The sequence below is a fragment of the Mesobacillus jeotgali genome (assembly GCF_014856545.2).
In the GTDB taxonomy this organism is placed as follows: domain Bacteria; phylum Bacillota; class Bacilli; order Bacillales; family Cytobacillaceae; genus Mesobacillus.
Window position 1 is genome coordinate 2,039,533 of the sequence record NZ_CP109811.1, and the last position, 24,872, is coordinate 2,064,404.

General features: G+C 42.4%; 28 protein-coding genes. 17 read left to right on the top strand and 11 right to left on the bottom strand.

Annotation, left to right across the window (positions count from 1 at the left end; genetic code table 11):
• Nucleotides 1-74 precede the first annotated feature (74 nt).
• Nucleotides 75-1,484, top strand: a complete 1,410-nt coding sequence (gene nhaC / locus FOF60_RS10205) for a Na+/H+ antiporter NhaC (protein WP_192471415.1) — start codon at nucleotides 75-77, stop codon at nucleotides 1,482-1,484.
• 105 nt (nucleotides 1,485-1,589) lie between these two features.
• The gene (locus tag FOF60_RS10210) at nucleotides 1,590-2,429 is read left to right on the top strand and encodes a manganese catalase (RefSeq protein ID WP_192471384.1); all 840 of its coding nucleotides are present in this window, start codon (nucleotides 1,590-1,592) and stop codon (nucleotides 2,427-2,429) included.
• 62 nt (nucleotides 2,430-2,491) lie between these two features.
• Here FOF60_RS10210 and FOF60_RS10215 read toward each other — a convergent pair whose 3' ends face one another.
• Nucleotides 2,492-3,010 (bottom strand): ferritin-like domain-containing protein, encoded by a 519-nt coding sequence (locus FOF60_RS10215; protein ID WP_192471385.1) that lies wholly within the window; start codon nucleotides 3,008-3,010, stop codon nucleotides 2,492-2,494.
• 136 nt (nucleotides 3,011-3,146) lie between these two features.
• Here FOF60_RS10215 and tatA point away from each other — a divergent pair, with 136 nt between their 5' ends.
• Nucleotides 3,147-3,341: a twin-arginine translocase TatA/TatE family subunit gene (gene tatA, locus FOF60_RS10220; protein WP_192471386.1), complete on the top strand. Its 195-nt coding sequence runs from the start codon at nucleotides 3,147-3,149 to the stop codon at nucleotides 3,339-3,341.
• 82 nt (nucleotides 3,342-3,423) lie between these two features.
• Here tatA and FOF60_RS10225 read toward each other — a convergent pair whose 3' ends face one another.
• The gene (locus FOF60_RS10225; protein ID WP_192471387.1) at nucleotides 3,424-3,717 is read right to left on the bottom strand and encodes a hypothetical protein; all 294 of its coding nucleotides are present in this window, start codon (nucleotides 3,715-3,717) and stop codon (nucleotides 3,424-3,426) included.
• Between the two features lies 1 nt (nucleotide 3,718).
• Nucleotides 3,719-5,008, bottom strand: a complete 1,290-nt coding sequence (locus FOF60_RS10230) for a TolB family protein (RefSeq protein WP_192471388.1) — start codon at nucleotides 5,006-5,008, stop codon at nucleotides 3,719-3,721.
• Nucleotides 5,009-5,211: 203 nt separating this feature from the next.
• On the opposite strand from FOF60_RS10230, the gene FOF60_RS10235 reads away from it, so the two are divergent.
• The 5 genes from FOF60_RS10235 (at nucleotide 5,212) to FOF60_RS10255 (ending at nucleotide 10,858) form a co-directional block, all read left to right on the top strand.
• Entirely contained in the window at nucleotides 5,212-5,445 is a 234-nt protein-coding gene (locus FOF60_RS10235; RefSeq protein ID WP_192471389.1) for a hypothetical protein, read from the top strand.
• An 829-nt stretch (nucleotides 5,446-6,274) separates the two neighbouring features.
• A complete protein-coding gene (locus FOF60_RS10240) occupies nucleotides 6,275-6,526 on the top strand; it encodes a hypothetical protein (protein ID WP_192471390.1) in 252 nt (83 codons plus the stop codon).
• A gap of 335 nt (nucleotides 6,527-6,861) precedes the next feature.
• Complete coding sequence (locus FOF60_RS10245; RefSeq protein ID WP_192471391.1) at nucleotides 6,862-7,638, top strand: TerC family protein; 777 nt, start codon at nucleotides 6,862-6,864, stop codon at nucleotides 7,636-7,638.
• A 143-nt stretch (nucleotides 7,639-7,781) separates the two neighbouring features.
• A complete protein-coding gene (locus FOF60_RS10250; protein WP_192471392.1) occupies nucleotides 7,782-9,413 on the top strand; it encodes an acetolactate synthase large subunit in 1,632 nt (543 codons plus the stop codon).
• Entirely contained in the window at nucleotides 9,407-10,858 is a 1,452-nt protein-coding gene (locus FOF60_RS10255) for an aldehyde dehydrogenase family protein (RefSeq protein ID WP_225650049.1), read from the top strand. The genes FOF60_RS10250 and FOF60_RS10255 overlap by 7 nt, the downstream gene beginning before the upstream one ends.
• Before the next feature lie 46 nt (nucleotides 10,859-10,904).
• Here FOF60_RS10255 and FOF60_RS10260 read toward each other — a convergent pair whose 3' ends face one another.
• The 5 genes from FOF60_RS10260 to FOF60_RS10280 all read right to left on the bottom strand — a co-directional run bounded on the left by FOF60_RS10260 (nucleotide 10,905) and on the right by FOF60_RS10280 (nucleotide 15,105).
• Nucleotides 10,905-11,363 (bottom strand): hypothetical protein, encoded by a 459-nt coding sequence (locus FOF60_RS10260; protein WP_192471393.1) that lies wholly within the window; start codon nucleotides 11,361-11,363, stop codon nucleotides 10,905-10,907.
• A gap of 3 nt (nucleotides 11,364-11,366) precedes the next feature.
• Nucleotides 11,367-12,155, bottom strand: a complete 789-nt coding sequence (locus FOF60_RS10265; RefSeq protein WP_192471394.1) for a hypothetical protein — start codon at nucleotides 12,153-12,155, stop codon at nucleotides 11,367-11,369.
• A gap of 269 nt (nucleotides 12,156-12,424) precedes the next feature.
• Nucleotides 12,425-13,186, bottom strand: coding sequence for a nucleotidyltransferase domain-containing protein (locus FOF60_RS10270; RefSeq protein ID WP_192471395.1), 762 nt, complete (start codon nucleotides 13,184-13,186; stop codon nucleotides 12,425-12,427).
• Nucleotides 13,183-14,037 (bottom strand): patatin-like phospholipase family protein, encoded by an 855-nt coding sequence (locus FOF60_RS10275; RefSeq protein WP_192471396.1) that lies wholly within the window; start codon nucleotides 14,035-14,037, stop codon nucleotides 13,183-13,185. Before FOF60_RS10275 ends, FOF60_RS10270 begins: the two co-directional genes overlap by 4 nt.
• 321 nt (nucleotides 14,038-14,358) lie before the next feature.
• Entirely contained in the window at nucleotides 14,359-15,105 is a 747-nt protein-coding gene (locus tag FOF60_RS10280) for an AAA family ATPase (protein ID WP_192471397.1), read from the bottom strand.
• 214 nt (nucleotides 15,106-15,319) lie between these two features.
• Here FOF60_RS10280 and FOF60_RS10285 point away from each other — a divergent pair, with 214 nt between their 5' ends.
• The 7 genes from FOF60_RS10285 to FOF60_RS10315 all read left to right on the top strand — a co-directional run bounded on the left by FOF60_RS10285 (nucleotide 15,320) and on the right by FOF60_RS10315 (nucleotide 19,912).
• Entirely contained in the window at nucleotides 15,320-15,646 is a 327-nt protein-coding gene (locus tag FOF60_RS10285; protein WP_192471417.1) for a YnfA family protein, read from the top strand.
• Between the two features lie 411 nt (nucleotides 15,647-16,057).
• Nucleotides 16,058-16,291 carry a glutaredoxin family protein gene (locus FOF60_RS10290; protein ID WP_192471398.1) on the top strand — a complete coding sequence of 78 codons (234 nt, stop codon included), beginning with the start codon at nucleotides 16,058-16,060 and terminating at the stop codon, nucleotides 16,289-16,291.
• A gap of 133 nt (nucleotides 16,292-16,424) precedes the next feature.
• Nucleotides 16,425-16,970: a signal peptidase I gene (gene lepB / locus FOF60_RS10295; protein WP_192471399.1), complete on the top strand. Its 546-nt coding sequence runs from the start codon at nucleotides 16,425-16,427 to the stop codon at nucleotides 16,968-16,970.
• A 191-nt stretch (nucleotides 16,971-17,161) separates the two neighbouring features.
• Complete coding sequence (locus FOF60_RS10300; RefSeq protein WP_192471400.1) at nucleotides 17,162-17,305, top strand: hypothetical protein; 144 nt, start codon at nucleotides 17,162-17,164, stop codon at nucleotides 17,303-17,305.
• Between the two features lie 12 nt (nucleotides 17,306-17,317).
• A complete protein-coding gene (locus tag FOF60_RS10305; protein WP_192471401.1) occupies nucleotides 17,318-17,539 on the top strand; it encodes a hypothetical protein in 222 nt (73 codons plus the stop codon).
• On the top strand, nucleotides 17,520-17,894 hold the full coding sequence (locus FOF60_RS10310) for a SpoIIAA family protein (RefSeq protein WP_225650052.1): 375 nt from the start codon (nucleotides 17,520-17,522) through the stop codon (nucleotides 17,892-17,894). Before FOF60_RS10305 ends, FOF60_RS10310 begins: the two co-directional genes overlap by 20 nt.
• A 359-nt stretch (nucleotides 17,895-18,253) precedes the next feature.
• A complete protein-coding gene (locus tag FOF60_RS10315; protein WP_192471402.1) occupies nucleotides 18,254-19,912 on the top strand; it encodes a catalase in 1,659 nt (552 codons plus the stop codon).
• A gap of 81 nt (nucleotides 19,913-19,993) precedes the next feature.
• Here FOF60_RS10315 and FOF60_RS10320 read toward each other — a convergent pair whose 3' ends face one another.
• The gene (locus FOF60_RS10320) at nucleotides 19,994-20,167 is read right to left on the bottom strand and encodes a hypothetical protein (RefSeq protein WP_192471403.1); all 174 of its coding nucleotides are present in this window, start codon (nucleotides 20,165-20,167) and stop codon (nucleotides 19,994-19,996) included.
• 132 nt (nucleotides 20,168-20,299) lie between these two features.
• On the opposite strand from FOF60_RS10320, the gene FOF60_RS10325 reads away from it, so the two are divergent.
• A complete protein-coding gene (locus FOF60_RS10325; protein WP_192471404.1) occupies nucleotides 20,300-21,214 on the top strand; it encodes an SDR family oxidoreductase in 915 nt (304 codons plus the stop codon).
• Nucleotides 21,215-21,387: 173 nt separating this feature from the next.
• On the opposite strand, the gene FOF60_RS10330 is transcribed toward FOF60_RS10325, so the two are convergent.
• Together FOF60_RS10330 and FOF60_RS10335 are read right to left on the bottom strand one after the other, a co-directional pair.
• Nucleotides 21,388-22,527: an IS110 family RNA-guided transposase gene (locus FOF60_RS10330; protein ID WP_192473840.1), complete on the bottom strand. Its 1,140-nt coding sequence runs from the start codon at nucleotides 22,525-22,527 to the stop codon at nucleotides 21,388-21,390.
• A gap of 425 nt (nucleotides 22,528-22,952) precedes the next feature.
• The gene (locus tag FOF60_RS10335; protein WP_192473792.1) at nucleotides 22,953-23,090 is read right to left on the bottom strand and encodes a hypothetical protein; all 138 of its coding nucleotides are present in this window, start codon (nucleotides 23,088-23,090) and stop codon (nucleotides 22,953-22,955) included.
• Between the two features lie 533 nt (nucleotides 23,091-23,623).
• Between FOF60_RS10335 and FOF60_RS10340 the strand changes: the two genes are divergently transcribed.
• Entirely contained in the window at nucleotides 23,624-24,640 is a 1,017-nt protein-coding gene (locus FOF60_RS10340; protein WP_192473791.1) for an STAS domain-containing protein, read from the top strand.
• The last annotated feature ends 232 nt before the right edge of the window (nucleotides 24,641-24,872 follow it).

A 24,872-nucleotide genomic window follows, 5' to 3' on the forward strand; every position in this document is an offset into this window, starting at 1 on the left:
CTTGTCTAACTGCCTTGATTTAAGGGTAAAGACAGTTATCGAGACAGCAAGGAGGAACACAAATGGGGAAAAGCATTGAAAGGAAAGTGCTATTCGGACTTGCCGTTATCCCTTTGTTGGTTATGGTAGTTTCAATGGCAATAACGATTGTAAAGTTTGAAGGAGACCCGCATATTCCGTTGATAATTGGAACGGTTGTGGCAGGTCTAGTTGCCTGGTTTGCAGGCTTTAAGTGGGATTTTATCGAAGAAGGTATATATAAAGGCATTAAAATGGCTTTGCCGGCAATTCTTATTATCATCACAGTTGGGATGATTATCGGTTCTTGGATTGGCGGAGGAATTGTCGCAACAATGGTATACTATGGCTTGAAAATCATGAGTCCGTCCATGTTCCTTGTATCCATCAGTATCATTACGGCATTGATCACCCTGGCTATAGGGAGTTCATGGTCTACAATGGGTACGATTGGTGTTGCTGGTATGGGAATCGGTATGAGCATGGGAATCCCGGCACCTATGGTAGCAGGGGCGATTATTTCTGGCTCTTATTTTGGAGATAAAATGTCACCACTATCTGATACGACAAATCTGGCGGCAGGGATTACGGGAACAGATCTGTTCGCGCATATTCGCCATATGATTTATACGACAGTTCCTGCATTTTTGATTGCCCTGGGTGTCTACTGGTATCTTGGAAGAGACTTTAGCAATGCAGGAGTAGATAATCAGGAGATTCTAGAAATCATGAATGTGATTCAAACAAATTTCGTGGTATCACCTTGGCTGCTTTTAGTTCCAGCGGCGGTCATTTTAATGGTTGCCTTTAAGGTGCCAGCACTTCCAGCCCTAATTGTTGGAGTGTTTTTAGGATGGATTACACAGTTTACCGTACAAGGTGGCGCAGTAGCTGATGCGGTGAATACACTTCAAAACGGTTTTACGATTGAAACGGGGAATGCTTCTGTCGACGAGCTATTCAGTCGAGGCGGAATTCAGGATATGATGTATACCGTATCTCTTGCACTTATAGCGATGGCATTTGCAGGAGTTATGGAGCAGACGGGTATGCTAAAATCAATCGTGGATAAAATCCTCAAGATGGCTCGGACAGCTCGAAGTTTGGTTGTCTCTACGGTTGCAACCTCATTTTTAACAAATGTTGCAGCTGGAGAACAGTACCTATCAATCCTTTTACCAGGACGAATGTATAAAAAAGCGTATGATGACAAGGGGCTTCATTCGAAAAACCTGTCTCGTGCCGTTGAGGATGGCGGCACGGTGACATCACCGCTTGTTCCGTGGAATACTTGCGCGGTGTTCATTATTTCAGCACTGTCTGTACATCCATTTGAATACGCACCGTATGCGGTACTGAATTTCACGGTTCCGATTTTATCGATTATCTTTGCATTATTCGGTTTTAAATTGGAATTTGTCAAAAAAGTAAGTTTTGAAAAAGAATCCGAGAGGAAAGCTTCATAGTTTCCAGGACAGTACCAATATGGTACTGTCCATTTTAATGTCTACATATTTTCGTTCTTGATAACAAATGTTAACCATGTATGTTAAAAGTTTGGAGGTTAGCAGATGTTCTATCATGTTAAAGAATTGCAGTATAATGCCAAGCCGGACAGGCCGGATCCTGTATATGCAAAGAAGCTTCAGGAGATCCTTGGCGGACAATATGGAGAAATGAGCGTCATGATCCAGTACCTTTTTCAGGGCTGGAATTGCCGCGGTGAAAAGAAGTATCGGGATATGCTGCTGGATATCGGTACTGAGGAAATTGCGCATGTTGAGATGCTTGCCACGATGATTGCCCAGCTGCTAGATGGTGCACCAGTTGAGGAACAGGAAGCAGCAGCGAAGGATCCAATTATTCTCGCAGCAATGGGCGGCATGAATCCGCAGCATGCGATAGTCGGAGGGCTTGGAGCGAAGCCGGATGACAGTCAGGGATATCCATGGAATGCACGTTATACAATCGCAAGCGGCAATTTGCTTGCTGATTTCCGTGCCAATTTGAATGCGGAGTCACAGGGCAGGCTTCAAGCGGTAAGACTATATGAAATGACAGATGATCCGGGTGTGAGGGACATGCTATCATTCCTGATTGCAAGAGACCATATGCATCAGCTCCAGTGGATCGCCGCGATTGCAGAGCTTGAGGAAAAAGAAGGGCTTGTCGTTCCAAGCACCTTTAACCAGCAGTATGAAAAGCAGGAAGTAAGTTACTCCTTCATGAACTGCTCTAAAGGAACGGAAAGTGCTGAAGGAAAATGGGCTTCTGGTGCCACGCCAGATGGAAAAGCGCAATTCGAATATATTGAAAATCCTGTACCGATGGGACAAATACCGGAATTGGCTCCGGCACCAACTCATATGCACGGAACACCTCCGCCAGGGAAGTTGCCACCGAATATGTAATGCCTCTAGTAAAAAGAGAAAGAGATTGGTTTTTACCCAGTCTCTTTCTCTTTTATGCCATCTTAATTCCGGCCTGCACCTCTCTGGAATGCTCTTAAGTGGTTTTTTGAAGCATTTCCTAATTGAGTAAAAACCATCTTAACATCCTGAGGCAGGGAAGGGATGGTTTTTAACTTATCGTACATGGCTATATTGTCGATTTCGGCTTGAACTCCTTCATTAAATGCTTCCTTCAAAGTACCGGGGGCAGAAACATATTGTTTTGCATTGTCTTCAGGAATCTGTTTGTCGTACTTCTGAAATAAAGTAACGAGGGCACTGATATGCTGCTGTTCTGCTGCCTTAATATTGCTGAATGGCCTGATGCTGCCGAATTTCCCAATCACGGCATCGTATCTGGCCTGTGCAAGGTACTCGTCCTGGATGGCATAAACTAATGCTTCATCCAATGTTATCGAGTCATCCTTTAGAGCTCCCTTTGCACCAAAGTCAGCAGGCACCTCAGTTTGAGCATGGGCAGTACCGCAAAAACAGATTAATAAAAACAAGCATGCTGCTACTTGTACTAATTTTGTCTTCATTTTTAAACACCCCTTATAAAATATTATCAACCTTATTGTTTTCATAGCGGGGAATTTGATACGTAATAGGCTATGGGTTTAATTTGCGAGTATGATTCGATATAATAGACGTAACTTTTTCAATAGGAGAGATACAATGTTTTCAAATATAGGATTTCCAGGATTAATCCTGATTCTCGTGATTGCCCTGATCATCTTTGGGCCAAACAAATTGCCGGAGATCGGTCGAGCGGTCGGCAAGTCGATGAGAGAGTTCAAGAATGCGACGAGTGGACTCACTGATGACATCAAGAAGGAAATGGGAGAAGACGAAAAAGATAAGAAGAGTTGATTGATTAAAAGCTGCCACTGGCAGCTTTTTTGATTTTTTGCCTGAAAAACTGTCCGGCGAATAACAACCGAACAGCGTGGAATCATTTCTTGAAATATATGTGAATGGCAGACAACAAGAGGATCAAACCATTCAATAGATACAGCCCGGTATAAATCACAGTCATGATTCCGGCACCCCAGCCCGTCTCGTCCCATGTAAAACCGAGATAAAGAGTGCTGAAAAAGATTACTGGTGTAAATAGGAGAAAAACCACTCCGGCGATTATACGTCTTTTAACATTTCTCGCTGAATGCTTCACTGCAAAATAGTTCGCCGTACTAAACAGGGCGATATTCATTAAAAGCGTCAAAATCATCCCAACTGATTCTGGCATTTTATTTGGCCCCTTTTTTATAAAGCTTTAAGCCAAAGGCAAAGATGAATTGAACAATCGTACAGGCTAGTACACCGGTTGCCAGCATTCCTACCCCAATTCCTGCCCATGGATCCACTGTTGCAGCCACAATAATGCTAGCCACAATTGTGAGCATTCCTATGGAAAGGCTGATGAATGAAGGCAAAAACACCCTCGCAGGGAAAACGTAAACTGTAATCAGCATGAACAGCACGGTGTATAACAGGCCAACCGTCCAGCTATTAACGGAGTAATCAATGGCTTTCATGACAAAGTTGCTGGGTTGTAGCTCAGGCATATCGAGTGTAAGCTCTTCTAACTTTTTAGTTTCAAGGTTCACCGTCCGCAATGTGTATTCCTCGGGTTCTCCCGGCCAATTTATATATGCCAGGAAGAGAATTTCATTTTCCTCGTTAAAAAACTGCGGAGAAACGACAGAGGTATTCAAGTCGGTGAGCCTTTTCTTTTCTCCATTTTGCAAATCCTGATAAAACAATTCATATTCATACAGTGAATTTTCCTTTGATTCTCCTGCAACCATCGTGTAAGCAACCGCGTTTCTTTCAGGCGATAGAGTTAAATTGAAGACATCATTAGGCATCTTACCGTGTAAATCCGACGTATACACCCGTTGGTCTTCCAAGTCAAAGGCATTTATATCATCAAAATCTTTAAAGATGATTTCTTTTTTCTCAGCAGAAAAGATTAGGCTTTCCATTGTATAGAAGTCCCGGTCAGTTAACTGCTGCATTCCACTGCCATCAATTTTTACAGAAAATAGGTCAAAACCTTCCTTCGTTTCCCCTTCTGACTTGAGAGATTCTTCAGCAGGCATGCTTGAAAAGAAAATCGTTTCACTGTCATCTGAAAAGACAGCCCCAGAAATATGCTGTGAGTTGTCTGAAAGTTTCTTAGGGTTGGTTCCGTCGACATTGGCGGTGTAAAGGGACTGAATACGGTCTTTATTGCGTGACAAATATAAAATCTTCCTGCCATCAGATGAAAACTGTGGATTAGAGTGATAAACCTGGTCAGGATTGCTCACTCTTTTTACATCGGTTCCATCTTGCCTGGCTGTATAAATCGCAGAACTGCCGTTATTGAAATAGGAAAAGGCAATGTGCTGATCATCCTTTGAGATAGCCAGCCCGCTCCCAAGCCCTGTATGATATTTGTAAGCATCTCGATCACCCAATAATAGATAGGTGATACTCGACATCAACAATAAAGCAACAATTGCAATGGTTCCCACTACAGCCTTCTTTTTCACTGGTCATCCCCCTTTTATTTACTATATATACAATATAGTGTAAATTTACACTAATTAAAAGGGTTTTTTAGGAAAAACTTATAGAAATTTCTTATGAAGCCCTATTCTCATTTTGAAAAAATTTCTCTGATGTTCAATAATAGGACAATTACGAACATGGTAAAATAATAGGGAAGGAACAGTCGTAATCAGGGGGTGCAGAGATGGATCCAAGAGGTCAGTCAGGTAAAAGACGTCCATCAAAACGTGTGATCACTGCCAGAAAAGAAATGCGGTCAGCCCATTTACTCCATGAATTCGATGAAGACGACCAAGACTGGAAGAAGGAAAGGAAACACAATATTCACCGTTCCCAATCCGCCTCAAAAGCCCACGACTACAGGGTAACAAAACTGAAAAATAGGGAAGCTTATAAAACCCATCAGGACGAATATTAGTCGAAGTGATAACAGCTGCCAAAAGTGGCTGTTTCTTTGTAGCATTGAGATTCATTTAGGATAAGCGGGTAACTTCGGACAATTTAGGGTGTTTTCAAAGGAAAGCTGTCAAGAAAACAGAGGTATTGTGACAGCTTTGGGTGCAAATGCTGAAAAGCTGTCAAAAGAAAGCCTAACTTAAGACAAGTTTGATGCCTAAAGCAGAAAAACTGTCAAAAGAAAGAGCAACTTAAGACAGGTTTGGTGCCTAAAGCAGAAAAACTGTCAAAAGAAAGAGCAACTTAAGACAGGTTTGGGTGCAAATGCTGAAAAGCTGTCAAAAGAAAGCCTAACTTAAGACAGGTTTGGTGACTAAAGCAGAAAAGCTGTCAAAAGAAAGGTCAACTTAAGACAGGTTTGTTGCCTAAAGCAGAAAATCTGTCAAAAGAAAGAGCAACTTAAGACAGGTTTGGGTGCAAATACAGAAAAGCTGTCAAAAGAAAGAGCAACTTAAGACAGGTTTTGGTGCAAATGCTGAAAAACTGTCAAAAGAAAGAGCAACTTAAGACAGGTTTGGTGCCTAAAGCTGAAAAGCTGTCAAAAGAAAGAGCAACTTAAGACAGGTTTGGGTGCAAATGCAGAAAAGCTGTCAAAAGAAAGGTCAACTTAAGACAGTTTTGGCACCAAACGCAGAGAAGCTGTCTAGAAATAAATTAAAGACGATTGATAAGACAGGGTAGTCATATGGATTAATCAAGCTGCCAGGTTTGGCAGTTTTTTTATTTCACTCTCGGAAAAAAGTGGTATAATTGGAAAGTGTGAAAAAGCTGGCCAAAAGGGAGGGATACCTATGCAGCTTACGATCTCTGCTCTTGCCTTTACAGCCATTGTTTCCCTGACCATTTTCATCATGAAAACCAGGGCCAATGCGCAAAGGAGAGCGATTGTTGAGCTAATCTTCTTATCAACCTCATCCGTGGCGATTGCTTTAGCGTTAAATTCGATGTATTCCCTGATATTTTTTGCTTCGCAATTAATATTATTGCTGATGGCCATAAACTTGGCTCTAAGGGAGCAGAAAGAACAAAGAAAAAAAGGTTAACGCAGAAGGATTCCGGTATTCTGAATTTATTGCCATGTAGGGGGGAAATGATCCAAACGGACAAGCTGTCTGTTTATTTTTTGTTTCTGAAAAAAACAAAAATGTTGAATATTTTCTTGAAAAAATATAGAGTATTATAGTCTCAACCGTAATTCTTTTGGTAAGTTTATCTATAGCTTTAAAAAGGTATATGGATATAGGGAAATAAGGAAGACATAGAATGACGCTCAGGAAATTAAGCAATAATCGTGTGGAATTTTGCAAGGCTTAATGGGTAATTCTATTGTTAATGAGACATCTACATAAGTGTTGTGTAAGAGGAAGGAGAGAGGTTGATGGAAGGAATTTGGCTTGAATATGCCTGGGCATTATTGATATTGATCGGTCTTGAAGGTTTGCTGTCGGCTGATAATGCACTTGTACTGGCTATCATTGCGAAACATTTACCTGATAATCAAAAAAGAAAAGCAATCAATTATGGGATTATGATGGCGTTTGTTTTCAGGTTTGGGGCATTATTTGCTATTTCATTCATTGCAAACGTATGGCAGGTACAGGCTATCGGTGCTGCTTACCTTCTGTATCTTGGATTGAAGCATGTTATCCAGGCTAAGTTTGGTAAGGAAAATGAAAATATCCGCGAGGAAGAAGAGAAGGAAGCAAGAGGAATGGGCTTCTGGCCGACTGTAGGTAAAATCGGTTTAGCAGACCTTGCTTTTGCGATTGATTCTATTCTTGCAGCAGTTGCGCTTGCCCTTGGTCTACCAGATTCACCGCTGCCAGATTTTGGCGGCATGGACGGTGGAAAATTCATAGTGGTTCTTCTTGGCGGAATCGCAGGTCTGATTTTAATCAAATACGCAGCTACCTGGTTCGTTAAGTTGCTTGATCAGCGACCAGCATTGGAAACAACTGCGTACGCAATTGTAGCATGGGTCGGTGTTAAGCTAGCAGTTATCACCCTTGCGCATGAAGACATTGCGGTTTTACATCATGATTTCCCTCATAGCACACTTTGGACAACCATCTTCTATGGTGTGTTAATAGCAATAGCCCTTCTAGGTTGGTTTGCTCCAGCGAAAAAAACTAAGGGTGAAGAGAACTCTTTATAATGAATGAAGCAGAAGTGCGTGTAACCCGTAATGGGTTGCCGCACTTTTTTTGTTTCAATGCTCCAGAATCTCCTGAAAGTTTAACTGCACTCCTGTGTGGAATAGTCACTAATAAGGATGATCCCATGTAAAGGAGTGTTGATATGAACGCAGCAGAGTTAATGATCAAATGTTTGGAACGTGAGGGTGTGGAATATATATTCGGTGTTCCCGGTGAGGAAAACCTTGATATCATGGACGCTCTTCTCGATTCAAGTATTGAATTCGTTGTTACGAGGCATGAAACGAATGCCGCTTTTATGGCTGGGACCTATGGAAGATTAACGGGGAAGCCGGGTGTCTGCCTCGCGACTCTTGGACCAGGAGCCACTAATCTTTTAACAGGGGTGGCCAATTCAAATATGGATCACAGTCCAATCGTTGCGATTACAGGACAGGCAGGGTTGGACCGCCAGCATAAAATTTCCCACCAGTATTATGACCTGGTTTCGGTTTTTGAACCGGTGACGAAATGGAATACACAAGTGAAAAAAGCGGAAATCATACCTGAGGTTGTCCGGAAAGCATTTGATGTTGCCCAGGGCGAAAAGCCCGGAGCCACCCATATCGATTTGCCAGAGGACATTGCAGCAATGGAGGTTGAAGGGAATCCTCTGAACATCAGTGAACCGACAACCATGGAAGCAGGAGAGCGGGTCATCAAGGATGCTGCAACACTAATTGAACAGGCAGAGCATCCACTGATCCTTGCGGGAATGGGTGTTGAAAGGGGACAAGCGGAAGAAAGTCTGAGAACTTTTGCGGAAAAAGCAGATCTTCCCGTCGTTCACACCTTCATGGGTAAAGGAGCGATTTCCTGGAAAAATGATCTAAGTTTGCTGACGGCTGGCATTAGCGGCAAAGACTATATAACATGTGGATTTGATCAGGCGGACTTGATTATCGCGATAGGCTTTGACATGGCTGAATATCCGCCGATAAACTGGAACCCTGACGGCCAAAGACCTATTTTACACATCGATACAATAGAGGCCGAAACAGATGAAAATTATCCTGTAAAACATAGTGTGATTGGTGACATCAATGAAAATCTCAAGCAATTGGAAAAAGTAATTTCACCCAAAGAAAGGGATAACAAGTGGGTTTCCCATGTAAGGGAGAAAACGCTTGATGAATTTCAGTCCTATTCGGATGATACTGGTTTCCCTGTTAAACCGCAGAAAATCATCTCGGATCTGAGGTCCGTCATGAATGAAGAAGATATTGTCATTTCGGATGTCGGTGCCCATAAAATGTGGATGGCGAGAATGTACCATACATTTGAACCGAATACTTGCCTGATCTCAAATGGTCTTGCATCTATGGGAATAGCCGTCCCGGCCGCCATCACTGCAAAAATGGTCCATCCGGAACGGAATGTTGTCGCCGTCGTTGGTGACGGTGCCTTCCAGATGTCAAGTGCGGAACTTGAAACAGCAAAAAGATTGAATCTGCCAATCATCATCCTTTTATGGAGAGATGACGGCTATGGCCTTATTGAATGGCATCAGCGCAGGGAATTCAACAGAACTTCGAATGTCAAATTCGGCAACCCGGATTTCCTCCAGCTGGCAAAATCATACGGTTTCGAAGCGATTGGGATAGAAGAAGGCGGAGAACTGAAGGATGCCATCAAGAAAGCGGTCGAGATGAAGAAGCCAGTTTTGATCGATTGTCCTGTGGACTATAGCGAAAATATGAAACTCACCGAGAAATTAGGTGAAATCTTATGCTAGAAACCGGAGGGGATGTCATGAAAATTGCTTCGATCATCAACGGCGCTGAAAGTATTGATAGCAGCGGAGAAACGATGGAGGTAAGGAATCCATACAGCGGCGAGTTGGTTGCAGAGATGCAACTGGCTGGTGAAAAGGAGATGGAGGAAGCAATCGAGAACAGTCTCCAGACCTTCCATAAAACAATGAAAACTATGCCCGTCCATGAACGGTCAGATATTCTTCGCAGGGCATCCGATCTGCTGGAGGAAAAGCAGGAAGAGTTTGCTGAAATTATCGCCATGGAAGCTGGTAAGCCAATCAAGCACAGCCGTGCGGAAATCAAACGCTCGATTCAAGTTATCCGATTTTCAAGCGAACTGTCCAAGCATATGGAGGGAGATGTCTTGCCCATGGATGCGGGTCTTCGCGGAGAGAACCGTATGGGCATGGTTAAACGGGAGCCGATGGGTGTAATCGGTGCGATCACTCCTTTCAATTTCCCGCTTAATCTTTCGCTGCATAAGATTGCCCCGGCAATTGCTGCAGGCAATACGGTCATTTTTAAGCCGGCAGAAAAAACGCCTGTTTCAGCTTATATGCTTGCGAAGCTTTTTCAAGAGGCAGGTCTGCCTGACGGGGTGTTGAATCTTGTGCTTAGTACCGGTAAGGTGGCAGGGTCCACACTCGTTCCTCACAAGGATGTTCCGAAAATCACCTTTACAGGCAGCCTGACAGTCGGAAAAATCATCCGCGATACAGCGGGCTTTAAAAAGGTCACAATGGAGCTTGGTTCCAATTCACCAAACATCGTTTTTGAAGATGCCGATATAGATGATGCGGTCGAACGCCTTGTCAATGCAGCGTTTGGTTACTCAGGCCAGGTTTGTGTATCGGCCCAAAGAATTTATGTCCAGCAAGGTGTATATGATGAGTTCCTAAAGAAATACAAAGAGGCAACGAATAACCTGAAAATCGGCGATCCATTGGAAGAAGAAACGGACTTTGGTCCGATGATCGATGATAATGCCGCGAAAAAAATCCAGGAGTGGGTTGAAGAAGCCAGGAATGAAGGAGCAACAATCGAAACTGGCGGAGAAAGGAAGGGTACGATCATGTACCCGACGATCATCACCAACGTCAACAAGGACATGAAGGTCGTCAAAGAGGAAGCTTTCGCGCCGATTGTGACCGTGATGCCGTTTAAGACCGAAGAAGAAGCGGTTGAAAATACAAATGACTCGATTTATGGACTACAGGCGGGTGTATTCACAAAAGACATCAGCCGGGCTTATCGAGTCGCAGACAATCTCGAGATGGGAGGCGTCTGGATCAATGATTCGTCCGTATTCCGCCAAGATAATTATCCGTATGGAGGAGTGAAATTGAGCGGACTTGGCAGGGAAGGCGTCAAGTATGCGATGGAAGAGATGACTGAATTGAAGTTTATAGGGTTACGTTTGTAAAAAGAAGGAAGCTTAAGGGCTTCCTTTTTAAGTTGCTATTTTCGTCTTATTTCACTTTTGCAACTCCTAATGCATAGTGGCTAAATAATATATTCTCAACCATCTCGGCTTGAGAATCCTTACAATCGACAATAACAATCAATTCGGATTGAAACCCTTTTAACAATCTTCGTTTCTTTTTAATGATTATTTCAGTGAATAGGCGAATGGCAAATCCAATCAGTGCTCCGATAGCTGCACCGATCAACCCCCAATAAATAGGACCCCACGCCAGCTTGAACCCGATACTGGCGCCGATGACTGAAAATACAGTAGCCAGCGCTGCCCCAATATCGATTAGTGATGTTCCATCTGATCGATTGATATTATCAAAAACTATGCGCTCCTCCATACGATTATCAAGGGGGACTACAAAAATATCCTCCTTTTTAATTCCCTTTTTTTCAAGAGTGGCAATAGCCATTTCTGTATGCACAGTATGTTGAAAAGTTGAAAATAGCTGCATTTGTTAGTCCACCTTTATACCTTTCAGCACACGAAACAAAGGAGATTGGTACTTCTCCTGAAAATAGGCACGCTGCTCTTTTTCGTATAACTTGTTATTTTCAACAGTATTGATATAAGCGTCAAAAACTGCAAATCCATATAGAGAAGGGAAGAATAAGAGCCACTCAGGATTAACGACCGAAGTTGCCTTTGCTATTTCGCCTAAAAATAAGAGTGAAATACCTTCCAGAGCGCGGGAGTAATAAAAAAAGACAACGCACCAAATGATGACAAAAAAAGCAGTCACGATTCGGTGAATATAAAGTTGACCTAAGCCTGGTACAAATAGGGACCAAATTATAGCCATGACAGGATTTCTTTTATCCAAATAATTAATTTCCAACGCGCCTATACTGAAGGAGTTAAATCTGTGCTCCTCACGTTCTGCCATTAAGTATATTTTATTTAAATCTACGGTTGTCCGATAACTATCCCAGATTCCGAATATATAAACCGGGATATATATTAATAACCACCTTGTATCTAATATGTCCTTGGCCATATCAATCTCGCCTTGAAAGGAATAAATCATTGCTAAATTAACATTAGCTTTTATGTTTACGACGACTTCCCAGATGAATAAAACAAAACCCCGCAAATACTTCGATAACAACAGATGGCCAAACCCTGGAAATGCAGCACTCCACCAGGCGATGATATAAGGGTTTCTAAGATGAATCTGGGTGGTTCCCAGTGTGCTGACATGGGCGGTGTACCTTCTTGCTGTGTTGTCGTTAGTATAATTGTCCATTAGTTCCCCCGAGCGAAGTTCTTATTATCATTTTTACCTGATAATCCTATTTCATTCACTGGTGAACCTGGGGAAGCAACTCAAATTGAAGCATATTTGAAGCAAGATGTTTATCCTAATGGAGAATTGTGAATTTAGGACACAAACAAGGTTTGGTTAATTGCAAATATTTATGGGAGGGCTTATCCTGCAAGTTGCAGTTAGAAAGTTCAAGGAGGGGGATCAGGAACCTTTCCAGACTGCCATGGAAGGCTCCGATCAATAACAAGCTAATTCGAGGTTACCTTGTCCCATAATGGTTTGATTTTCTCAGGGTTAGGCATTTCTCTAAAAATCCAGTCTTCTTCACCATCCAAAAAGTCACGAAGATAAGCTGCAGCGCTATGATGTTTTTGCGGAGTGATATTTTCTTGGATTTCAAGCACCTTTTTAATGACGGCATCAGGGAGTGAGGTTTTCACTGTTTTTATACCTAATTGAGCCCTTTCTGGTTTGTATCTGTGCAGCAGGACTCTGGCTAGATGCGCCATAACCTGATTGAGCAGGTTAACGGACCATAAATCATTCCCTCGTGCCGAGGATTTTTTATATTGATAGAGAAACCAGGCAATGTCATCTACAGCATCCTGGTACTCCCCAGGAGATAACCTGAGGCTCTGCGATGCCTTGTATTTTTCCAATCGATGGTGCGGGTCATGGATGATTTTGAAATAGTCTTTTTCAATAAATGTCTTCTCTGTCACAGTAAACAAATCCACATGAAGCATATCTTCATATACGGCAAGGATTTGCGGTGCAACGATGAAAATGTCGTCGTGAAAAAGCAATTTTCCGTATGATTCAAGATGGCGGATCCGACTCTGCAGAAAATCATCCAAGTCTTTTGGATCAACAAGGCAATACAAATCTAAATCAGAAAATTTGTCTTGCTCACCACGCCCGACAGATCCTTTTACAAAAATAGCTTGAACTCTTGGGTCTCCTTTAAGGCTGCTCGCTAAAACTTCAAGTGCATCGTCTAACGCCATCATTTCTCTACCAGCCAGTTTTTCAATTGCTGAAAACCTTCCTTCGCATCTTGATATCCAACTTCATATAGGCGGGTAAGTTTTTCTGGATTGCGTTCAACTCGTCCCACCTTGAGATCCTGCGAAGGCCTGATCACGATGATTTCATTCCTGGCCTCAAGCTCTTCTATGTAATCCAGTGTTTCGTTGTACATTTTATAGCGTATTTCCAGAGCCTTGTGCAGCCCTTTGAAATCCTTATACACATATCGCGGCAGCCAGGCGAAGGATGATTTTTTCTTGCGGTATCCTTTTGGCTTCGTTAATACAATGACGTTCTTTTGAACACCGTCAGCCATTGCTTTCCTGATGGGGATAGGATCTGAAATACCGCCATCCATCAGCGTCCTCCCCTGAAATTCGATTGCCGGAGCCATGAATGGCAGTGTGCTTGAAGCCCGAATGATTTTCAGGAAATCTTCAGAAACATCATTTTTGTCAAAGTAAACTGGTTCGCCGGTGATGCAGTCGGTAGTGCCGACAAGGAATTTTTCGGCTGCACTGTTAAATGTTTCGAAATCAAAAGGAACCAGCTCATTAGGGAGTTTATCAAAAATGAAATCCATCCCGAACAATTCTTTTTTAAAGAATAAGTTTCGATACGAAATATAATCTTGATGCGTAACATAATCAATCGTAACCTGCTTGTTCCGCCCGGGCTGTCTGGCTACATAGGATGACCCCTGGCATGCACCGGCAGAAACCCCGATCACATATGGGAAAAACAATTCTTTCTCTAAAAAATACTCCAGCACCCCGGCGGTGTAGACACCTCTCATGCCGCCGCCCTCCAGGATCAAACCACTGCTAAGCACGCATACTCCCCCTTTAATATATTTCTATTAGTCTCGTGGTGTTTTCTATAAAAATAGTCTATCACAGAGTATGCAAATTTTTACAAGTTATGATTGTGAAAAAGTAATATCCCTGAGTAATCCGGTACAACTCAGGCGATTAAGAAGTATTAGTATTTTATCGGTAAAGTAATATACTCAGTTTTTGTGCTTGCCCTTTGGGTGTGCTTCCAAAGTTGCTCTTGGCTAGCAATTCCGCGGGCTCTTTTTGTCACCAAATGGAAGCAGCAGATCCGTTCTCGAAAGTTCGGCTATATTTTCAGCTCTGGTTACTGAGGCTGATTAATCCTCCAATAAATGATGAATCATCCTAGGTGTATTTTCGAAAAATTGTTTCATGATGCGATAATGATTCGTTTCTTCTAGCTGCCTTTTAAAAATGCCTTCGTCGCTGAATTCATAAATCGCTGCATCCGGATAGGCCATGATGATTGGAGAATGTGTGGCGATGATCAGCTGGGAGTTTTTATTGATTAGATCGTGAATACGTGTGAGCATCGACATTTGCCGTAACGGAGAGAGAGCAGCTTCAGGTTCATCCAAAATATAAATGCCATTCCCGCGGAAACGGTGAAGAAAGGTTGAGAAGAAGGCTTCACCGTGTGACTGCTCGTGTAAAGATTCTCCGCCAAATGAATCAATAACCTTTGGGCCGAATCCCTCACGATCCAACTCCTCTATATTTGATGCCACATTATAAAAGCTCTCGGCACGGAGGAAAAATCCATCCTGCGGCCTTTCTACTCCTTTTACAATCCGTAAATAATCCCCCAGATCCGAATGGGAGTCATAGGTGGAAAAATTGAAATTATATGACCCGCCTTCAGGATTAAAACCGAGTCCAACTGCAATTGCTTCAAGTAATGTCGATTTACCCATCCCATTCTCACCAATCAGATAGGTGACCTTGGGGTGGAGAATCAGCTCGTCCAATGCTTTGAAACTCGGGAGATTGAACGGATATTCCTGAAAGGAGGGCACTTCCTCCCTTTTGAGGCTGACACTTCTGACATATTGCCAATTCAACATGAAATTTACCACCTGACGTTTCTTTTTCTTTATTTTATCATGAGTAAATCTGGAAAAAATACTTGAAAATTACCAATTCGCTATAAAAAAGAGAAAGTCGCTATAAAAACGGGAAAATCGCTATAAAACTGTCATGCAGCTAGATTGTGTTTTAAATCTTGATCACAAAATTACGATATAATGCTGTTACATACCAATTTAGGAAGTGTTTTTTATTTTAGGCGCGATAATATTATTCATTTTGGCAGGGATTGCTGAAATTGGCGGAGGATATTTGGTCTGGCTCTGGCTAAGGGAAGGAAAACCGCTTTATTGGGGAATAGGAGGGGGACTGGCACTTGCCATATACGGGGTGATTGCAACGTTTCAATCCTTTCCGTCATTCGGCAGAGTGTACGCAGCTTACGGAGGTGTATTCATTGTTTTGTCTGTCATTTGGGGCTGGGGCATTGATAAGAAAACTCCGGATCTTTACGATTGGCTCGGTGCAGGGATTTGTATAATAGGAGTTTCGGTCATGCTGTTCGCTCCAAGGCAGTAAATTACCTATTTTTGATTTGATAACAGCTCTAGTATTTCTTCATTTTGTTTTTTTACCAGCTCTAATTCTTTTCTAACCTAGGAGATATCATTAACTGCGCGTTAATTGCAACAGTTAGCGAAACATATCAGTGGATGTTTAAGCTGGTACATATTTTAATAGCGTTCAATTTAATTGCCCTTGGTTTCCAGCGCTTAAGAGAAAAAAGATCATTTTCCTCATATTTCATCATCGGACTAGCAGCTTTGATTATAGTCCTGTCTCTATCATAGCTGAATACCTCCCATCCTGTTTTTTTTTTGAAAAATAGGGAAAAACATAGGTATCCCGATGCTTTTCTTTTGCATAAATTTAGCATTTTTGGGATAATACATTATAGGGTATTTGAAAATAAACAAGGAGGCATGCAAGATGAACGATATTACAGTTTACACTACAAACACTTGACCTTACTGCACAATGATGAAACAATTCCTTGAGGGTCAAGGATTAAACTACAAAGAAGTTAATGTACAATACGATCAAGCTGCTGCACAAAAACTGGTTGAAGAAACTGGCCAGATGGGTGTACCGCAAACAAAGGTGAATGGCAACTGGGTTCTAGGTTTTGACCCGGATACACTAATGCAGTATGTAAAAAAATGATCTTAACCAAAAAGGGGCTTACGCCTCTTTTTTTGTTTTTTCAGGTGTCTGCGAAAATTTATTAAAGAGGAAGGAATTCCAATGACTAATGTGGAATAAAATCCCATAGAGACAGTAGGAAAGGATGCGTAATATGGTAAAAGAGCGGAATGAAATCTGGGAATGGGTAAAGGCATTACTTATCGCAATAGTATTGGCTTTTGTTGTTCGAGCCTTTTTAATGACTCCAATTGAAGTTAAAGGTGCCTCCATGGAACCAACCTTACATAGCCAGGAGAGGATGTTCGTTACGAAAATAGGTGAACCGAAACGATTTGATATCGTCGTTTTCCATGCAACCGAGGACAAGGATTATATCAAGCGGGTCATCGGGCTTCCTGGTGACCGGGTTGAATACAAGGATGATGTACTCTATATAAATGGGAAACCGTATGATGAGCCCTATTTGGAGGAAAACAAAAAGCAGGTCGCTCATGGACCACTGACTGGTTCATTCACACTTAGCGAAACACCAGTTGGGAGCGATGTAGTTCCAGAGGGCCATATTTTTGTATTGGGCGATAACAGAAGAGATAGCAGAGACAGCCGGCATATTGGAGCCGTCCCGATTGATAGTATAGTTGGGACAACAAAGTTTGTTTATTATCCGTTTAAAAAAATGAAGATTATTGGTGAGTAATTCAGTCGCGTTGATTCTTGATGAATCAACGCGTTTTCTTGTTAAGGGGTATCCTATTTTTTATTGCACGGGCTATGACGGACAGAAATGGACGCACATAGAGAAAAAGTGTCCGTCATCGTGGCTATGATGGACAAAAATGGGGAGGAAAAGAGAAAAAGTGTCCGTCATCAGAGTCATGATGGACAGAAATGGATGGACGAAAAGAAAAAGTGTCCGTCATCGTGGCTATGACGGACAGAAATGGACGGATAAAGAGAAAAAGTGTCCGTCATCGTGGCTATGACGGACAGAAATGGACGGATAAAGAGAAAAAGTGTCCGTCATCGGAGTAATGACGGACAGAAATGGATTGGGAAAAAGAAGAAGTGTCCGTCATCGTGGTCATGACGGACAGAAATGGACGGACAAAAAGAAAAAGCGTCCCTCACCGGAGGCATGAAGGGCGAGTGGCCCTGTATGGGAATCTTCTTTTGGATCCAAGGTTCGAAAAGTTTCAAATCATTCTTTCCGGGGAACTAGTAATTAAATTTAATAGTGGAGGGATGAATGATGCTGGAAATTCTTAAGAGCAGGGATCCGTCTACAGTGGCGCTTTCTTTTGAAGGGAAGGCTGCCAAGGAAGATGCTGAGAGACTGGATGAGCATGTGAAGGCCCATTTTAAAGAAAATGAGAGGTTTAATGTGCTTGCTTTTATCAAGGAGATTGAAGGCACTAGCATTCCGGGAATGATCAACGGTTTAAAAGTTGATATGAAGAGATGGAACCAGTTTAATAAATTCGCTGTCATAAGTGAGAATGACCTCGTAGGAAATCTAGCATCCCTTGCAAATTATTTGCCGGGACTAAGGGTTAAATACTTTAGTGAAAACCAGGTTGAGGAAGCGTGGGACTGGATTCTTGAAACCAGTGAAATAGAATGAACACGCAGTGGGACTGGCTGGCTGAATCAAATATAATCCATACCCAGGAAACCTGAAATCCCTAGGTTTCCTTTTTTAATTTCTAAAAGTTAAAAATAGCCGTTTAGTCAGCAGGTTAAAGGGTATTGACTAAATGTAATGGGAAATATTGCAGTTATATCCTTTAAATGATAAAAAAGGCTTATGATTCATACATAATTGCACATACTAAAGCCGTTAAATGGGAAAGTTCCCAAATCTCTATCCCTATAACGTCAATTTATATTTTTCATAAATTGAAGTTTACAAAAAAATGCGCCTGTATAAATTTCCCAAGCGGAGATGCGATAAGGGTGACGAATTTAAGGAGGTATATCATTTTGGCTGAAAATAAGGATAAGAATACTTCAAACGGAGATGACATGAAGCGTGAGAAGCTGACGACACGCCAAGGACATCCTGTTAGAGATAACCAAAACATCCGTACTGTTGGCAATCGTGGTCCAGCAACTCTTGAGAATTATCACTTTATCGAAAAAATTTCCCACTTCGATCGCGAAGAAGTACCTGAGCGTGTCGTACACGCACGTGGATCTGGTGCGTTCGGTTATTTTGAAACCTACGGAAAAGTAGGAGACGAACCCGTTGAAAAATATACTCGTGCAAAAGTGTTTTCCGGTGCGGGAAAAAAAACACCGCTAATGGTCCGTTTCTCGACAGTTGCTGGGGCGAAGGATTCCCCGGAAACGGCACGTGATCCGCGTGGATTTGCGGTTAAAATGTATACCGAAGATGGCAACTGGGATCTTGTCGGCAATAACCTGAAGATTTTCTTTATCCGCGATGCGATGAAGTTTCCTGATATGATTCATGCGTTCAAAGCCGATCCGTCTTCAAATGTGCCAAATCCAGAGCGCATGTTTGACTTCGTCTCAAGAACACCTGAGGCAACACATATGATCACTTTCCTGTTCTCGCCATGGGGTATTCCAGCTACATACCGTCACATGCAGGGTTCTGGTGTTAATACTTATAAATGGGTGAATGAAAAAGGAGAGGCAGTCCTGGTCAAGTATCACTGGGAGCCTAAACAAGGGATCCGAAACCTGACTCAGGAAGAAGCCAATGAAATCCAGGCGAAAAATGTCGGCCATGCAACCCAGGATCTTTATGAAGCGATTGAGCGTGGAGACTATCCAGAATGGGAGCTTTTTGTCCAGATCATGGAGGATGATTACCACCCGGAACTTGATTTTGATCCGCTCGATGATACAAAATTATGGCCGGAGGATCAGTTCCCATGGCTGCCGGTAGGACGTATGGTTCTTGACCGCAATCCAGTTGATTTTCATTCAGAAATTGAGCAGGCTGCCTTTGGGACAGGTGTGCTTGTTGATGGGATGGACTTCTCGGATGATAAAATGCTGCAAGGACGTACTTTCTCATACTCTGATACACAGCGCTACCGAATCGGCGCTAATTACCTGAAACTTCCGGTCAATGCACCAAAAGCGCCCGTGCGCACAAACCAGCATCGCGGCCAGATGGATGTACGTGACCCGAAAGAGTCAGGTGACAATCCACATATCAATTATGAGCCATCGATGTTGGGAGGCTTTGAGGAAACGGGTAATGAAGGGCATCCGCCACATCAGCCATCCTATAATGCAGTGGTGATGAGCGCGCCGATCGACCGTCCGAATAACTACGGCCAAGCTGGTCACACATATCGCAGCTTTGAGGACTGGGAGCGTGACGAGTTGATCAAAAACCTCTCAGACGCCCTAGCTGCATGCAACAAAAAGATTCAGGATGCAATGATCGAACACTTCACACAAGCGGATGAAGACTATGGCCGCCGCGTGAAGGAAGGAATCGAAAAGCGCGTGAAGGAACTTGAAGCAATGTCTAAGGAAGACAATGTTCCAGGCCGTGAATCTGGTAACTCTAAATATGGCCAGGGTGGACAGGGTTCATTAGCTGCCAATGAAGCAGCAAAAGATGCTGTGAAGAAAAGCCACGAAACCGGTCCTTACTAATATAAATAAGGCTGCATAGAGTTATGTCTCTGTGCAGCTTTTTCATTTTATGCAATTTCTCAAAGAAGATAGCCTGCTCCATTAAATAATCGGGTAATACTGCTCATAGCGCGGGTAGGCGTAGTAAGGCGGCCGCGCTCCAATTTTCGGCATCTCGAACCTTTTGCTATTGTCATTATAAAGTACTTTCACCTTCTCATCGGATTGATTCACTAATAATAGTTTGACCTCCGGACTATATTGCAGGTTTTGCAAATGAATCTCCTCCTCTGCATTGCTTCACATTACTTTATTCATGCACAGCCAGTTTGACACCAGCGTTGCCAGGCACGATAGGCTTATGCCCAACATATCCTGATTCAGAATGTAGAATTCAGGAGGTTGACCATGCCGAATAAAGAGAAGCAAACGTACCCGATGCATCCGAATTACGGCAAGATTACAAAATATGAGGAAGTTGCCCTTACGGTACCAGAGCAAAGGCAGCTGCGGCAGCCAGGTGTGGAGAGCCAAATGATTCCCAGGCCGATTGTTGAAAATCCCCATTACAAAGGCAGTGGGAAATTAAAGGGAAAGGTCGCGCTGATTACTGGTGGCGACAGCGGAATGGGGGCGGCTGTCGCGATTGCTTTTGCAAAAGAGGGCGCAGATGTGGCGATTGCCTACCTTGATGAACATGAAGATGCTAATCGGACGAAAATAAGAATCGAAGAAATCGGGCAGCGCTGTTTGCTTTTGCCGGGTGATTTGCGGGATAAAAATCAATGTAATGAAATTGTTGAAAAAACAGTCGAGACGTTCAATCAGTTGGACATTCTCTGCAATCATGTTGGAATCCAATTTCAGCAGATGAGCCTGCTTGATATTACAGATGAACAGTTCGATGACACCTTTAAGGTAAATATCTATTCGCATTTTTACACTACACGAGCAGCGCTACCGCATTTAAAGGCCGGAAGCTCCATCATCAACACGGCTTCAGTCGTTGCTTATTATGGGCATGACCAGCTGATCGACTATTCTGCAACAAAAGCTGCAAATGTAGGTTTTACAAGAGCGTTAGCCAATAACCTTGTAAATAAGGGAATTAGAGTTAATGCTGTTGCTCCCGGAAGGTTCTGGACACCGCTCATCCCATCGAGCTTTTCGGCAGACCAGGTAGCTTTGGCCGGAAATCCAATGGACCGGCAAGGCCAGCCATTTGAAATTGCCCCAACCTTTGTTTACCTGGCATCAGACGATTCACGTTTCGTAACAGGGCAAACCCTTCACGTGAACGGCGGCCAGGTAACAGGGTCTTGAGTAAGCATGGGATTCCATCTCATGCTTTTTTCTGTGAAAATAATTAATTCTGTCTTCTTCGAATAATCTTGATCATATTCGGCAATCATTAAAATAACCTAAAAAAGCCAATAAGAAAGCAGGGCTACCGGTAGGAGGGTAACCGTGTATACTTCTATTTGGTTTTGGTTATACTAAATAACTTGTCTTTCTTTAAATGGCTCCTTGTTTATAAGCATGGAGTAGATGATTCGAAGCATTCGATGCGATGTCGCAACGAGTGCTTTTTTCTTTCCTCTTCGAGCGGCAGTAGACCAATATTTCGTAGCTAACCACCTATTTCGACTTCTTGAAACGGCCCAGGCTGCTTCACACATGGCTGATTTAATGTGCGGATTTCCTTTTGTTGTCCGAGTACTCTTGCGTTTCCCTGCACTTTCATGATTGCCAGGAGATACACCTGCCCACGAAGCTAAGTGTTGAGAGGTGGGGAATTGGTTCATATCCACTCCAATCTCGGCAATAATGATGGCTGCTGTATCTTTCTTTATTCCAGGAATGGTCAGGAGTAAATGAAGTTCTTCTTTAAATTCCTCTAGAAGCTGGTCAATTCTTTTTTCCACCTCTACAATATGTCCCTCCAGCTGTTGAATATGAAGCCAAGACTGTTTGATTAGAAATCTTTGATGGTCATTGATTGTGCCGAAGAGCGAGTCAGTAATTAATTGTTTTTTAGATGACATCTTTCCGTGTATCCGGCTTTCGACATCATCGCCATCTACGTATCCCTGTTCCACCAGTCTCTCAAGCAGCTTTCTCCCTGAAACCCCAAAGACATCGGAAATAACAGAACTCAGCTTTACATTTGAGCACTCCAGAACCTTCTGAATCCGGTTCTTCTCGGAAGTTAAATGACCTATCCACTTTTTTCGAAGGCGTGTAAGGTCCCGTAGCTCCCGGATATCGGAGGGAGGCACGAAACTCTTTTCGATGAGTCCGTGTCGCAATAATTTGGCAATCCACTCGGCATCGGAAACATCTGTTTTTCTTCCAGGGACGTTCTTAATCCTTTGGGCATTCGCAAGAGTAATATCAAAAAAGTCTTCAAGGATATTAAACACAGGCTTCCAATATACTCCCGTGCTTTCCATCGCAATATGGGTAACCCCATGGTCTTCCAGCCATTTTAAGAGACGGAAGAGATCTTTCGTCAAGGTTGGAAAGGTTTCAGTTACCCTAATCAAATCTTCGTCCTGTTTGCCCGTCAGAACACAGGCAACGATTGTCTCCGAATGAACGTCAAGACCAGCACAACGTTCAATAAATACATCCATAATACCAATCCTCCGCGTGTTAAATCACAAACAGCGAGTGGATTTGAAAATAGGCATTTTTCTGTACGTGGTCATCCTTCCCAAAGGGAATGAGCCAACAAAGGGTTGATCACCAAATCCACTCAAACAGTTTTTATTACAGGGTCTTAGCCACCATAAAAAGCCACGTCCTATAAACCGTTTGTGTCCTCTACATTATGGACATAGAAGATTTATTTTCATGCATGAGTTGGGAGTCGAAGGAATCATGATAGTTTTTATTGTAAAAAAAGCTGTTTTCGTATTGATTGATGGCTTTTAGTACATGGTCGGATATCTTTTCGAGATGACTTCTGAATGGCCCGTAAAAATCCAGGAGCCGGTTTTTACTTTTGCTTAAGAAAGCAGAAAGAGCTAAAAAAAAGAGAAGGATTGTGACATAATCACTAATCCTTCCTGATTTCATCCAGCTTATTCTGCACTTTGGCATTATGGTAAATGGTCAAACCTAAAATTATGGTACTCATCACACCTGATACAATCGAACTTCCGACCAGCAAACGATCCTTTTGCGTAGTCCTCACAATTTACACCTCACTTTAATTACTGGAAAAATTATTCTCTTACTAAAGGATGTTAATTGAGTAAAGATAGGTGATAATTTCTCATCATTGATGGTTAATCTCTCGCTCAACATCAGTAATCTCTTAAAATATGGCTGGAATTATGCTGTTTACCTAACTTTGGTAAAAGGGTGTCTAATCTATTTTGATTTTATCTTTAATTTACCCAATCACAAGCAATCTAAGCTGCGTTTTGTTCGATTGCCGTCTTTTCGTGTAAATTGATAGCCTTATGTGCACGAGTCGATCTTCATAAGGATACCAAACGGCCAGAAAGGTGCCCTTATGCAATCGATTAGTACTTCATAAGGGTACTTATCGGTCAAAACTACACCCCTATGCACACGATTATCGCTCCTTAAAGGTATCCTATCGACTTAGCAGTACGAAAAATGACAAATTTGGCAGGAATTGAAAGAGGTAAAGTCGAAAATATACTGATAATAAATCTCAATTTTCCTTTTTACATAATCTATTACTAGTGGGTGAATGAAATGGAGATGCAAAAGAGTCTTGTTGTTGGCGGTGTGGATTTGAAGTGGGATCTGACGACCGGAAAGGTATTGTTTGAGGGAGGGGACGTCGTTTTTTTCTGGGTGTCTGCCATGAAAACCTTTTTTGACACCATTAATGAAATCTCAGGTGAAGAAGCAACACACCTCGTGCTTGAGACTACAGGTTACCGTCAGGGAATCATAGTGGGGGAAGGGTTCAAGGAAATGAAAAATATTGATACCTCCAATGTTGTCGATTGGCTGTCAAATACATATGTTCCTGCAGGTTGGGGATATGTGAAAGTTAATGAGATAGATCAGGAAAATGATATATTTACTTTATATATCAAGGATGACTGGGAATATAAAATGAATAACCTGAGTGAACTGCACAAAGATGGAATATTTGTGCCTGCACACTATGCTGGTGTATTTACCGGTCTATTTGGAACGAAATTTTGGTATAAAATTGTCCAGCATCAAAGTGAAAATAATGAATATACAATTGTGAAATATTTCCCTTCCGAGATTGATATACAGCAAAATATCCGTAACCTGGCAAGGAAAAAAGAGGCCGAAGAAATCGCCCAGCTAGAAGCGCTAGTAGAAGAAAAAACGAGAGCACTTCAAAAACTGGTAAAAGAGCTGTCTTCCCCGCTCATACCAGTACTTGATGGCATTGTCGTGGTTCCACTGATTGGCAGGTACGATGAGGACAGGGCGGAGGACCTCATTCAGAACACCTTGAACAACCTGCCGAATCATCAGGCAAGATACGTGCTTCTCGACTTAACAGGATTAAATAAAGACATTTCTATATACACAGCAGAATTAATTGATAAGCTGGGATCAGCTGCCCGCCTCCTTGGCGTGGAAGTCATCCTGGTCGGTATCTCTGCAGAATTGGCCATTACGATCTCCCAGACACTGACCGGTTTGAAAAAATACGAATGCATGCAAACTCTTCAGCATGGCATCTATTATGCCCTTGGTAAAAGCGGGCGCAGGATTGTGTAAGGGATTTTAAATTACCTGATGCATTAAAAATAATTATTAAACGATAGCAGTCCTCCATTACCAATGGAATCGGACTGCTTCTTTATGATTTTTATGGGAAAATGAGGATCGAGTTTTAAAAAATCATTCAAAGCTATTGTTGAGGAGATAATAAGCAGCCCTATTCAAGTCAGTTTTTATGCAAAGGGCACAATAGTAGCGGAGACATTCCAATTTGCTGATCAGTGAGGGT